Origin of the sequence: Blautia luti, from assembly GCF_033096465.1 — a bacterium.
Taxonomy (GTDB): Bacteria; Bacillota; Clostridia; order Lachnospirales; family Lachnospiraceae; genus Blautia_A; species Blautia_A luti.
The window spans coordinates 1,129,686-1,142,006 of sequence record NZ_AP028156.1; the positions used below are offsets into that span (position 1 = coordinate 1,129,686).

The window sequence follows — 12,321 nt, forward strand, 5'->3', positions numbered from 1 at the left end:
GACCGGGTAAGAGATACGTGGTCTGGCAGCCTGTTCTGATGTAGGAGATGCTGAGTGATAAAAGAGAAGTTAACGGAAGGGGTAAAAGATCTGATATCTTATCTGGCAGAAAGCGGGATGGATGCAGAGAGTGAGAAAGTCAGAAACCTGATTAAACGGAAGCAGATGCAAACAAATCTGCAGGAATATATTGAGAAACACGAAAAGTGGAATGAGGTCAGCAGCCTGGCTGAGGAAATTGATTTTGAAAAACTGCAGGATTATATGAAAAAGGAATTTCCGGAGAAGATCGACAAGGGATTTTTTGCATTGAAAGAATCCGAAAGAACTTTATGGCGAGAATCGTTGATAGAACAGATCTGTTCCTATATGGAAGTGGAGACAAAAGAAGCCAGGGAGCGGATAAAAAGAATTATTTGTGATTCGTTGGATATTGTTCATGATTTTTACAAAAGAGATATAGAAGAGAAAGATTATATTTTGATGCAGGAGCTTCTGGATGCTTTTGCAGAAAAAACACAAGGAACAGAGAAGGAGGAGAATGTACAGAAGGGTTCCTGTATAAATATAAAATTTCTTACAAATTCAATTCAATGCAGCAGTAATTGTGTTGGACGTGAGAAAGATATTGAGGAACTGGAAAATCTTCTTGAGACAAATGACAGAATACTGTTGTCAGGAATGGGCGGTTCCGGAAAATCGACTCTGGCAGAGAAGCTGTTTGAAAGGGTACGTGATAAATATGAGCATATAGGCTGGATGAATTATACTGGAACAATGAGGGAAAGTATTTTGAAATCATTTCTGCTGTATAAAGAGAAGTGTTCTGAGGAAAGGATAGAGTTGATCGTAGACTGGCTGTGTCAGTATGGAAATAATACGATTCTGTTTATTGACAATGTAAATGCAGATTTTGAAAAGGATGAATGTGTGCAGTTATTAAACGGAAAAGTGAAAATGTTTGTTACTTCAAGAACTATTTCTCTGGAAGGATTTCAAACAGTACAGATTCGCAGTGAGTCATTGACAGAGTGCACAGAAATTTTTAACAGTTATTATAAGGAAAAAAGAACAGAAGAGGAATTAAAAGAATTTCTTTCTTATCTGGATTATAATATTCTGTTGATTGAATTATCAGCGAAGGCTGCAAAGTATGCGGAAATGAGCCTGAATCAGTACATAGCACAGGTATGCGAAAGCGGTATAGACAGTGTACATGACGAAATTTATACGAATTATGATAAAAAAGAGGACAGGATCATAGATCGTATTTTACGTTTGTATAATATGCAGGGACTTCCGGAAGAACAGGTGCGAATTTTACAGAATTTCGCGATTACTCCGGACATTCAGCTTCCATTTTTATACAGAGAGTGGGCAAATCTGAAGAAAAAGGATGTGATCAGGCTGGTCAGACTTGGATGGATCAAGAAGACAGATACCTATTATGAGATGCATCCATTGATTAAGGAGAGTATTCGGAAACAGAGAAAAATTTCTTCGCAGTGTTGTGAAGATATGCTGAAAACTTTTTATGAAGAATCTTTTAGAAATATGTCAGATGAGTTTGAAATTAATTATACCAAAAAATTGATCATGAGAAGTTTCATTGATTATTTTTGGAATGATTATGAAATACGTCTGGAAGATGTTATTCATATGTACGGTATGATGTGTATAGGATTTTCGGAATATGATGAAGCTGTTAAAATTTTAAAGGATTATCAGGAATTACTGATGAAAAATTATCCGGAAGAGAAAGAGATTATCGGAGAGTTTGATCTTTCATTGAGTTTTGTCTATTTTCATGCATACAATTATAAAGAAGCAGAGAAATATTTAAATAAAGTGGACGAGATGGAAGAAAAAGAACACTGGCTGATTTCTGAAGCGAATAAATTTGAATATTACAACTGTCATCTTATGCTGGCGTGTAAAAACAGAGATTTGGATACAGCAGAAGAATGTTTCAAAAGGATATGTGAAAATAAGACAGAAGGATATAAATTTGTAACGGCTGTTGTAAATATGACAAGTGGAATGATCGAAAGCGGATATTGTCAAAAAGCACTATCTTATATGCTGAAGTATCAGGACGAGATAGAGAAGAGACTGAAAAAAAGACCCTCGGAATTGGCTGTCTTCTATAGTAATCTTGCGATTTCATATGTAGGTATTAGGAGATTGGCTGAAGCAAAAAAATATGACAGTAAAGCATTGGAAATACGAAAAAGAGTATTGGGATTTTATAATAGAGATACTGCGATTTCGTATGAGGCAATGGCAGAAAATTATCTGGAAGAGGGAGAATTAGAAAAAGCGTGGGAAAGTGTCAGAAATGCAAAGCAGATATGTGAAAAAATAGGAATTTCAGATGAATGCGAATTGTATCAGAATATTTTGCATACGGAAAATATAATTGGAAAAAAGATGTCATATTATCTTATATAAAGATGGTTTAAATTATTGTACTGAAAATTCGTGGAAGCAGCAAAAGGATATATTTAGTTAAAGTCAGATTTTATTATGAATCTACAGCACTGTGTATGAGATTTGAAAATCTCATACACAGGCCAGGAGCTTCTGCACGATCTCCTGTGCATCGTCGCTTTCCACAGAAGAGTAGTTCATGACATACACATTGGCAGGAGCAGTTTCAGGATCGTGGTAGTGGGCGGAGAGTGGGGACAGGTTAATGCCCTGGGCGCGGGCGGTTTCTATGAGAAGGGTTTCCGGTTTCGTGGTGTGCAGCTTCATGAGAAAATGTACGCCGGCTTCTTCACCGGAGACAGTAACATATTGTGACAGGCGGCTGTCCTTTATAGCGGACAGAAGGGCATCACGTTTGGTGTGATAATAATTTCTCAGCCTGTTGATATGTTTCTCGAAGTATCCTTCCCGGATAAAACCGGCCAGTGTATACTGTTCGAAATTGGACACTGTGCAGGAATAAAAGGAGAGTTTTTTATAAAATTTCTCCAGAAGCTGTCCGGGAAGTACCATGTAGCTGATGCGGACGGTGGAGGAGAGGGTTTTGGTAAAGGTGTTCATATAGATCACTTTATCGGATACATCGATGCTCTGCAGAGTAGGGATAGGCTGCCCGCTTAAACGGAGTTCGCTGTCGTAGTCATCTTCAATAATATAACGGTTTTCGTCTTTGGTTGCCCAGCCCAGGAGTTCATAGCGGCGGCTGACAGGCATGACGATGCCGGTAGGATAATGATGAGAGGGGGAGATATGGAGAATATCTGCTCTCTTTTTTTCCAGTTCAGAGACTTTCACTCCATCACTGTCCATATTTATGTATTCACAGGGAACCTGCCAGCTTTTGTAGATCCGGGGGATTTTGCGGTAGCCCGGGTTTTCTACTGCGTAGGTTTTATCTTTACCGAAAAGCTGGATCAGAAGTCCGTAGAGATATTCCGTTCCGGCACCGATGACGATCTGCTCCGGCAGGACAGTCATACCGCGGAATTCTTTCAGATAGGTGGCGATGGCTTCCCTGAGTGGCAGGATCCCACCGCAGGGAGGATTGGTCATCAGCTGCATCTGGTTGGAATTCAGAACTTCCCGGACAATCTTTGTCCAGATGGTAAAGGGAAATAATTCGGACTGGGTCTGGTTGCTGGCGAAATCGGCCAGATATCCGCTGGTGCCTTCTGTAAGAGGAAGCATTTCCCGGGTAAATTTTTTCTTTTCAATCTCCATGGAGGTTCGGAAATCGGTGACATAGAAGCCTCGTTTGGGGATAGAATAGATATATCCTTCTGCAATTAACTGTTCGTAAGCGTTCTCTACTGTGATCACGCTTATACCCAGATTTTTCGCAAAGGAACGTTTGGAGGGTAGCTTTTCCCCCGGGCGGATATTGGCCTGTAATATGTCGTTTTTTATACATTTATAGAGATATTCATACAGAGGATCTGACCCTGTATTTGTGAAATTATAAGTAATCATTTCTGGTATTTTCTCCAATCTGACCTTACTGAATATATCTGAATTGATGATTTTAACAGGTTCACATTTGCATTATACTCTGTCCATACTGATTCGTACAGAAAAATGTAAATGCAGGAGGAATTTTATTATGGAAAACAGATATGAATTAAACAAACAGCTTGCACAGATGTTAAAAGGTGGTGTTATCATGGATGTTACCACACCGGAACAGGCAAAGATCGCAGAAGCAGCAGGTGCGTGTGCAGTTATGGCGCTGGAACGTATTCCGGCAGATATCCGTGCAGCAGGCGGCGTTTCCAGAATGAGTGATCCGAAGATGATCCAGGGAATCCAGAATGCAGTTTCCATTCCGGTTATGGCGAAATGCAGGATCGGTCATTTCGTAGAGGCACAGGTGCTGGAAGCAATCGAGATCGACTATATCGACGAAAGTGAAGTATTATCTCCTGCAGATGATGTTTACCATATCAATAAAAGAAACTTCAAAGTTCCGTTTGTATGCGGTGCAAAAGACCTTGGAGAGGCGCTGAGAAGAATCAATGAGGGTGCTTCCATGATTCGTACCAAAGGGGAACCTGGAACCGGAGATATCGTACAGGCAGTACGTCATATGCGTAAAATGAACAGCGCGATCGCACAGCTTACAAGCATGAGAGAAGACGAACTCTTTGAAGCTGCAAAACAGTTCCAGGTACCATATGAATTGGTAGAATATGTACATAAAAATGGCAAACTTCCGGTAGTAAACTTCGCAGCAGGCGGTGTTGCAACGCCAGCAGATGCAGCTCTGATGATGCAGCTTGGAGCAGAAGGAGTATTCGTTGGTTCCGGTATCTTTAAATCCGGCAATCCTGCAAAGAGAGCCAATGCCATCGTAAAAGCAGTTACAAACTATACAGACGCGAAGATGATCGCAGAATTATCTGAAGATCTTGGAGAGGCCATGGTTGGTATCAATGAAAGCGAGATCCAGCTTCTGATGGCAGAAAGAGGCAAATAATGACGATCGCAGTTTTAGCAGTGCAGGGCGCCTTTGTCGAACATGAGAAGAAGCTTGAGAAACTGGGGGCATCCTGTATTGAACTCAGAAAAGCAGAAGATCTGGCACAGCATTATGATGGTCTGGTACTTCCGGGAGGAGAAAGTACAGTACAGGGAAAACTCCTGAAAGAACTTGGAATGTACGACACCATCAAATCCCAGATAGAATCAGGAATGCCGGTTCTGGCAACCTGCGCAGGACTGATCCTGCTGGCAGACAATCTCGAAGGCGGAGAAACCGGCCACTTACAGACTATGCCAGTGACCGTGAAGCGCAATGCCTACGGAAGACAGCTCGGCAGCTTCCATATAGAAGCCAGTCTGCAAGGAATCGGAAAAGTCCCGATGACCTTCATCCGTGCCCCGTATGTAGCAGAAGCAGGAGACGGCGGCGTACAGGTACTCGCAACAGTAGAAGACAGAATCGTAGCCGTAAAATATAAAAACCAGCTCGCCCTCGCATTCCACCCGGAACTGGATGAGAATGATGAGATACATAAGGCGTTTCTGGCGATGTGTGAAAATAGGAAACCGTTATAAACGCTCTAGCTGCCAGATGATAAAATTAATAATACATGAGGCAGTCAGAGACAAAAGAAAACCCGGAAATTCAGAAGTTTCCAGTCAAATGGAACTCCATGATTTTCCGGGATTATTTTTTCTGAGAAAAAATTTTCCAGATCTTGAATCCATTTCCGAAATCGTTTCGTTATAAAAGATAGCGGTTAAAAAAATAACAACTATCTCCGGGCGCGTTTTTCGATAAGTCCGAGGATTCCGTACAGGATAATGGCGATGATGCACAGAATGATAATAGACATCAACACCCAGGTAAGCTTAAAGGTCTGGCTGGAATAGATGATCAGATAGCCAAGCCCTTTTCTGGCACCGATAAATTCTCCTATGATAACACCGACCAGACACAGACCAATATTTACTTTCATAACGCTGAGCAGCAGTGGCACAGAAGACGGAAGAATGATCTTCATAAGCTTCTCTTTCTTCCCGCCACCCAGCGTTTCAATAAGCTTCAGTTTCTCCGGGTCTGCTTCGCAAAATCCTGTATACAGATTTAGAATCGAGCCAAAGATAGCAACCGACATACCGCAGACAATGATTGTTCGTTCATTGGCACCAAGCCATACGATAAGCAAAGGTGCCAGCGCAGATTTCGGCAGACTGTTCAGCACCACGAGATAAGGCTCCGTGATTTTCGCAAGCCTGGGACAGGTCCACAGCAGAACTGCCATCCCTGCACCCAGAACCACAACGAACAGGAAACTGATCAGTGTTTCCGTGATCGTCACAGAAAGATGGGGAAAAATAGAACCATCTCTGCACATACTGCAGAAACTTCGCCAGATCATTCCCGGACTGCTGAAAATAAAAGAATCGATCAGCCCGGTTCTGGCAGAGATTTCCCACAGAGCCAGAAAGAGAAGAAGAACAAAGATCCGTAAAAAACTGACGAACTTTTTTTCTCTTTTCTGACGACGGATATACTGTTGTTGATAATATGAAGCTTCAGGCATCATGATTGAGCTCCCTCCAGATAAGATTAAAATAAGATTTAAAGTCAGGGGCATTTCTGGAAGCCATCGGAGTACGGTTTTCCAGATCAAAATGGATGGGCACGATCTTACGAATAATGGCAGGCCGGGGTGAAAGAATGATAACCCGGTCTGCCATGCTGATTGCTTCCGAAATATCATGAGTGACAAGGATTGCAGTCTTTTTCTCCTGACGCAGGATCCTGCCGATGTCATCACTGACACTGAGCCGGGTCTGGTAGTCAAGAGCAGAGAAAGGTTCGTCAAGCAGAAGAAGCTCCGGCTTTAATGCCAGAGTACGGATCAGGGCAGCTCTCTGGCGCATTCCACCGGACAATTCAGACGGATGAGCCTGACGGAATTTGTCCAAACCGTAATCCGAGAGAAGCTGATCTACATAAGCAAGTTTTTCGGCAGTGAGTTCCCTGCGGATCTCCAGACCCAGAAGAACATTTTTATAAATTGTCCGCCACTCCAGCAGATGATCCTTTTGTAACATATATCCGATACGGCAGTCACCGGAAGTCACCGGCGTACCGTCCAGAAGAATCTGTCCCTGTTCCGACCGGATCAGACCGCAGATCAGGTTCAGAAGCGTGGACTTTCCACAGCCTGACGGTCCGACAATAGCGAGAAATTCACCGGGCATCAGCTGAAAGGATATATGAGAAAGGGCAGGGGTTTCCCCTGATAAACTATGATAGGAGAGACTGACATCTGTAATATCCAGCAGTGGTTTCATACAGATACCTCCATATATCAGCAATATTTTCATAATTTATGATATGCAGAAATGTCGGGGTATGATATAATGGATAAACTATAGTATTTTTGTCAGGGCACCCGGACGTACAGGAATCAGGTATAGAAATCGGACAAATGCTGTAAAAACTGTATTTAAGAAAGCGTAAGAAATGAGAACAAAGAAAAAAGCGATATTTAACACTGCCTTTCTGATCCTCGTATTTTCTCTCACTGTATATATGGTCTTTAAGGGAGAGGATCTGGGAGAGATTATTCATACAGTGCGCCAGGCAAACCCGGTCTACCTGCTGAACAGCATCGTCTGCGTAGTGCTGTTCATACTTGGTGAGTCCGTGATCATCTTCTATATGATGGGGACTCTTGGAGCAAAAGTAAAAATGGGACATTGTGCCCTGTATTCCTTTGTAGGGTTCTTTTTTAGCTGTATCACCCCGTCTGCATCCGGCGGACAGCCTATGCAGATTTATTTTATGAAAAAGGACAAACTTCCGATCCCAGTCACTACGCTGGTCCTGATGATCGTTACCATTACTTACAAAGCGGTTCTGGTGGTGATCGGAATTGTGATCTGGCTTTTTGGCAGAGGGTTTCTGGAGGGATACCTGGGCCAGTACATGTGGGTATTTTACCTGGGTGTAGGCCTGAATATTTTCTGCGTCACCTTTATGATGATCCTTGTATTTGCACCGGGCCTGGCGAAATGGATCATGGTAAAAGGTCTGAAGCTTATTGAGCATTTCCGCTTTCTTAAGCCAAAGAAGACCAGACTTGAGAAACTGGAAGCGTCCATGGATCAGTACCATAAGACGGCAGCTTTCTGGGCAAGCCATAAGCTGGTGATCTTGAAAGTATTTCTGATCACTATGGTGCAGAGGATTTTGTTATTTACAGTTACATACTGGGTATACCGTTCGCTGGGATTTCATGGACAATCCATCATAACCCTTACGATCCTGCAGTCTGTCATATCTGTCTCTGTTGATATGCTGCCTTTACCCGGAGGAATGGGAATCAGTGAATCTCTTTATCTGGTGATGTTTGCGCCGATTTTCGGAGAATCATTACTTCCTGCAATGTTACTCAGCAGAGGAATTTCCTATTATGCACAGATGCTCATCAGTGCAGTGATGACCTGTGTGGCATATCTTACAATAGGAAGAAACCAACAAGAAGATTAGGGGAGAGATTATGTTTTTAGGAATTTATGATTATACGGTAGTGTTGACTTATATAAGCCTTGGAATCTCCGTATTTGGAATCACCAGAGCACTGGAAGGGGATTTTCGGATCGCAATTCTCTGTCTGGCACTTTCCGGTTTATGCGACATGTTTGATGGAAAAATTGCCAGAACAAAGAAGAACCGCACAGATGATGAGAAGAGTTTCGGAATTCAGATTGATTCTCTTTGTGATGTGGTTTGTTTCGGAATTTTTCCGGCAATGATCTGTTACTGCCTGGGAGTAAAGTCTCCGGCAGGAGTTGCGGCACTGATCTTTTACAGCATAGCATCTGTTATCCGCCTTGCTTATTTTAATGTCACAGAAGCAAAGAGACAGAATGAGACTTCTGAGAACAGACAGTATTATCAGGGACTGCCGATCACGTCTATGGCGATCATCCTGCCGTTTCTTTATCTGATGAGAAGATATTGCGGACTGCATTTCCTGATCGTGATACATATTGCGGTGATTATTGTGGGACTGCTCTTTATCCTCGATATTAAGGTAAAGAAACCGCAGAATCCGGTACGTGTCCTGCTTGTAGCAGTGGTGGCACTTGCACTTGCGAAGATGTTCCGTTTGATATAAAATATACATAACTGTTTACTGGCCGCTGCGGTTCCTGACAGGAAAAGCAGCGGCCTTTTGCATAACAGGAAAATCTGTGGGAATTAGAATTAAGTTGGATGTTTAGTTCAGGGATAAATTGGGGGATATGCAGATGAAATATATTGACAGAAAAGGAAATGTAACAGTAGAAGAGAATGAACAGGATAAATTCCTGCGTCATCTTTACAATGACCGGGGAGGAAGACTCTGTCTGAGAGTTCTGGTACAGCCCTTTGTGTCAAAGATGGCAGGAGTGTTTTTGAATACAGGTCTTTCTGCCAGGTTTGTGCCGGGATTTGTGGAGAAGAACCGGATCGATCTTGGCGTGTATGAGAAGCAGAAATTTTCTTCCTGGAATGATTTCTTTACCAGAAGGATCAGAGAGGGAGAACGTCCGATAGATGAAAGGAAGAATATTCTGGTCAGTCCATGTGACGGGAAGCTTTCTGTATACAGGATTGGCGAGGGTTCCAGATTTTTTATCAAGGATACGGAATATACAGTGGAGCATCTGCTGAGAAATAAGAAACTGGCAGACAGGTACCTGGGCGGTTATGCCATGGTCTTTCGCCTGACAGTGGACGATTATCATCATTACTGCTATGTGGCAGATGGAGAGAAATCCGTGAATGTGACACTGCCGGGAGTATATCATACAGTGAATCCTGCAGCAAATGAGGTATTTCCCATCTACAGGGAGAATGCCAGAGAATATACTCTTCTGAAAACAAAAGAGTTCGGAACCATTCTTATGATGGAAGTAGGAGCCATGATGGTGGGAAAGATCACCAATCTTTGGCGTGGAAACTGTGGGGTAAAGAAGGGACAGGAGAAAGGCAGATTTGAATTTGGAGGATCTACCATCATTCTGCTTCTCCAGCATGGCAAAGTTCGTCTGGATCATGATCTGCTGGAGAATACAGAAGAAGGGTATGAGACCATCGTGAAGATGGGAGAGCGCATTGGAGAAACTAGGAAACGACAGCATGGAGCCGTTTCTGCAGATGTTTCTCAATGATCAGAAGAAACGTGATGGTAGATATCACAGAACTGATACCGTCACAGACAGGTTCTGCGAAAAAAGCACTCCGGGCACTGAAAAACTGGGGGAGAATCACGGCACTGAGCACAAACAGGCTTTTACGAAATACCGATAATGCAAGTCCTGTCTTCGGACGCTCCAGAGCAGTAAGTCCGTCTACGAAAACATACTGAAAACTTAAAGGAATGATCATCAAAGTATAGGTACGGATGGTCCATACAGAGAAGTTCATATAAGTCTGGTCTGTAGTGAACAGCCGGACAAAGTACTGCGGGACGATCCTGGAGAGAAAGAACATAAGGGTGGTAAAAATCAGCATTACTCCCAGGATATTTTTCTCTGCAGATTTTACCCGCCGGATATCTTTGGCACCATAATTATAGCTTAAAATGGCCTGGGTGCCTCCGCTGATCCCGATCATGGGAGAGGTGATCAGAAGCAGATAGCTCTGTGCAATGGTTGCGCAGGTAATGAACATATCTCCCTGCTCTGCGCCGCCGTATTTCTGAAGGACAGCATTCATGATGATCAGGATCAGGCTGTCAGTGGCAAGGATCAGAAAAGGGGAGAATCCCAGTGCGATGATCCGTTTCATCACCCGGGAACTGTACTGACTAAAGGTGATCCGAACAGGAACCTTTTTCCCTGGATTCTTTCCGAAGAGAAAGAGCATGGCAAATGCACAGGAGAGAAACTGTGAGATCACAGTGGCAATAGCAGCTCCGGCAATGCCCATATGCAGTGCGAAAATAAACACCGGATCCAGAATAATATTGGCAATGGCACCGATAAAAACGGTGGTCATTCCCACCAGAGGGAATCCCTGGCAGTTGATAAAGTAATTAAGCCCTGTAGCCATCAGTGCAAAAAAAGTTCCTGCTGTGTAGATGGTCAGGTAAGTATTGGCATAAGAAAAAGTTGCATCACTTGCCCCGAACAGCATCAGAAGCTGATCTTTCAGAAGAAGGAAACTTACAGTGAGAAGCAGGGAGAAGATGCATAACATGAGAAAAGAGTTCGCCAGAACCTGGCGGGCTTTCTTTTCGCTTTTTTCACCAAGGCGGATTCCCATGGTGATGGAACCTCCGATTCCAACCAGGGTTCCAAAGGAAGTCAGCAGTGTTACCACGGGACCGCAGACACCTGCGCCTGCCAGTGCCAGTGCGCCGTCGCCGAAAATATGTCCGATGTACATACGGTCGATAATGCTGTAGAGAACGTTTACAAACTGAGCGGCCATGGAGGGCAGCGCAAGCTGTAAAACCAGACGTTTCATGGGCGTTGTTCCAAGATCTGTAGTTGTATTCATTTTTTATCCTCGTTCATTATAAAACCTGATGCACGGGACACCAGGTTTTTCTTCTGTTTTATATATAGCAGTAATGGAGGGGGATGTCAAGAGATATAGCGTGTGGACTTGCACTTGGCTGCCGGCTGGGATAGAATAAAGAAAACAAAAAAGGAGAGAAAAATATTGAATGCCCGAAATTACCAGAAAGAACTGGAGAAACTGATAGATCAGATACAAAAAGAAAATAAGGTTCCCCGTCTGTTCCTGCACAGCTGCTGCGCGCCTTGCAGCAGTTATGTGCTGGAATATCTGTCGAAATATTTTAACATTACAGTTTTTTATTATAATCCCAATATTTTTCCGGAAGAAGAATATCGGAAACGGGTACATGAGATCACCCGTCTGGTGGATACCATGGAATTTGTTCATCCTGTGAAACTGATAGAGGGACGCTATGATCCTCAGGAATTTTTCCAGATGGCGAAAGGTCTGGAAGAGGTACCGGAGGGCGGGGAACGCTGCTTTAAATGTTATCGTCTGCGTATGGAAGAAGCAGCCAGACTGGCTGTAGAAGGCGGATATGATTATTTTACCACCACTCTTACTATCAGCCCGCTGAAAAATGCGGCGAAACTTAATGAGATAGGAGAAGAACTGGCAGGAATTTACCACGTTCCTCATCTTCCTTCTGATTTTAAGAAGAAAAACGGGTACAAGCGTTCTATAGAACTGTCGCGGGAATACGACCTGTACCGCCAGAATTACTGTGGATGCGTATATTCCAGAAGAGAAGCGGAAAATCGAAATAAATCTCAGTAAAACTACCTACTTTGCAATCG

General features: G+C 43.2%; 11 protein-coding genes. 7 read left to right on the top strand and 4 right to left on the bottom strand.

Annotation, left to right across the window (positions count from 1 at the left end; all coding sequences use genetic code 11):
- Positions 1 to 54 precede the first annotated feature (54 nt).
- The gene (locus R8695_RS05245; protein WP_154779726.1) at positions 55 to 2,451 is read left to right on the top strand and encodes a tetratricopeptide repeat protein; all 2,397 of its coding nucleotides are present in this window, start codon (positions 55 to 57) and stop codon (positions 2,449 to 2,451) included.
- Positions 2,452 to 2,562: 111 nt separating this feature from the next.
- On the opposite strand, the gene pdxR is transcribed toward R8695_RS05245, so the two are convergent.
- Entirely contained in the window at positions 2,563 to 3,960 is a 1,398-nt protein-coding gene (gene pdxR / locus R8695_RS05250; RefSeq protein WP_154779727.1) for a MocR-like pyridoxine biosynthesis transcription factor PdxR, read from the bottom strand.
- Positions 3,961 to 4,090: 130 nt separating this feature from the next.
- Between pdxR and pdxS the strand changes: the two genes are divergently transcribed.
- Positions 4,091 to 4,963: a pyridoxal 5'-phosphate synthase lyase subunit PdxS gene (gene pdxS / locus R8695_RS05255; RefSeq protein WP_154779728.1), complete on the top strand. Its 873-nt coding sequence runs from the start codon at positions 4,091 to 4,093 to the stop codon at positions 4,961 to 4,963.
- A complete protein-coding gene (pdxT, locus tag R8695_RS05260) occupies positions 4,963 to 5,544 on the top strand; it encodes a pyridoxal 5'-phosphate synthase glutaminase subunit PdxT (RefSeq protein WP_154779729.1) in 582 nt (193 codons plus the stop codon). Before pdxS ends, pdxT begins: the two co-directional genes overlap by 1 nt.
- A 200-nt stretch (positions 5,545 to 5,744) precedes the next feature.
- On the opposite strand, the gene R8695_RS05265 is transcribed toward pdxT, so the two are convergent.
- Together R8695_RS05265 and R8695_RS05270 are read right to left on the bottom strand one after the other, a co-directional pair.
- On the bottom strand, positions 5,745 to 6,536 hold the full coding sequence (locus tag R8695_RS05265; RefSeq protein ID WP_416385736.1) for an ABC transporter permease: 792 nt from the start codon (positions 6,534 to 6,536) through the stop codon (positions 5,745 to 5,747).
- Positions 6,529 to 7,296 (bottom strand): ABC transporter ATP-binding protein, encoded by a 768-nt coding sequence (locus tag R8695_RS05270; RefSeq protein WP_154779731.1) that lies wholly within the window; start codon positions 7,294 to 7,296, stop codon positions 6,529 to 6,531. Before R8695_RS05270 ends, R8695_RS05265 begins: the two co-directional genes overlap by 8 nt.
- A 172-nt stretch (positions 7,297 to 7,468) precedes the next feature.
- Here R8695_RS05270 and R8695_RS05275 point away from each other — a divergent pair, with 172 nt between their 5' ends.
- From R8695_RS05275 to R8695_RS05285, 3 genes are all read left to right on the top strand, one after another.
- Complete coding sequence (locus R8695_RS05275; RefSeq protein WP_118508635.1) at positions 7,469 to 8,497, top strand: lysylphosphatidylglycerol synthase transmembrane domain-containing protein; 1,029 nt, start codon at positions 7,469 to 7,471, stop codon at positions 8,495 to 8,497.
- Between the two features lie 10 nt (positions 8,498 to 8,507).
- Positions 8,508 to 9,128 carry a CDP-alcohol phosphatidyltransferase family protein gene (locus R8695_RS05280; RefSeq protein ID WP_154779732.1) on the top strand — a complete coding sequence of 207 codons (621 nt, stop codon included), beginning with the start codon at positions 8,508 to 8,510 and terminating at the stop codon, positions 9,126 to 9,128.
- 133 nt (positions 9,129 to 9,261) lie between these two features.
- Positions 9,262 to 10,167, top strand: a complete 906-nt coding sequence (locus tag R8695_RS05285; RefSeq protein ID WP_154779733.1) for a phosphatidylserine decarboxylase — start codon at positions 9,262 to 9,264, stop codon at positions 10,165 to 10,167.
- Here the strand turns inward: R8695_RS05285 and R8695_RS05290 are convergent.
- Positions 10,121 to 11,500: an MATE family efflux transporter gene (locus R8695_RS05290; RefSeq protein ID WP_154779734.1), complete on the bottom strand. Its 1,380-nt coding sequence runs from the start codon at positions 11,498 to 11,500 to the stop codon at positions 10,121 to 10,123. The genes R8695_RS05285 and R8695_RS05290 overlap by 47 nt on opposite strands.
- Before the next feature lie 162 nt (positions 11,501 to 11,662).
- On the opposite strand from R8695_RS05290, the gene R8695_RS05295 reads away from it, so the two are divergent.
- On the top strand, positions 11,663 to 12,301 hold the full coding sequence (locus R8695_RS05295) for an epoxyqueuosine reductase QueH (protein ID WP_465220655.1): 639 nt from the start codon (positions 11,663 to 11,665) through the stop codon (positions 12,299 to 12,301).
- Positions 12,302 to 12,321 lie beyond the last annotated feature (20 nt).

Excerpts from the sequence above, each read along its gene's own strand:
- R8695_RS05285 (WP_154779733.1), top strand. The coding sequence starts at position 9,262 with ATGAAATATATTGACAGAAAAGGAAATGTAACAGTAGAAGAGAATGAA.
- R8695_RS05290 (WP_154779734.1), bottom strand. The coding sequence starts at position 11,500 with ATGAATACAACTACAGATCTTGGAACAACGCCCATGAAACGTCTGGTT.
- pdxT (WP_154779729.1), top strand. The coding sequence starts at position 4,963 with ATGACGATCGCAGTTTTAGCAGTGCAGGGCGCCTTTGTCGAACATGAG.
- R8695_RS05270 (WP_154779731.1), bottom strand. The coding sequence starts at position 7,296 with ATGAAACCACTGCTGGATATTACAGATGTCAGTCTCTCCTATCATAGT.
- R8695_RS05265 (WP_416385736.1), bottom strand. The coding sequence starts at position 6,536 with ATGCCTGAAGCTTCATATTATCAACAACAGTATATCCGTCGTCAGAAA.
- pdxS (WP_154779728.1), top strand. The coding sequence starts at position 4,091 with ATGGAAAACAGATATGAATTAAACAAACAGCTTGCACAGATGTTAAAA.
- R8695_RS05275 (WP_118508635.1), top strand. The coding sequence starts at position 7,469 with ATGAGAACAAAGAAAAAAGCGATATTTAACACTGCCTTTCTGATCCTC.
- pdxR (WP_154779727.1), bottom strand. The coding sequence starts at position 3,960 with ATGATTACTTATAATTTCACAAATACAGGGTCAGATCCTCTGTATGAA.
- R8695_RS05280 (WP_154779732.1), top strand. The coding sequence starts at position 8,508 with ATGTTTTTAGGAATTTATGATTATACGGTAGTGTTGACTTATATAAGC.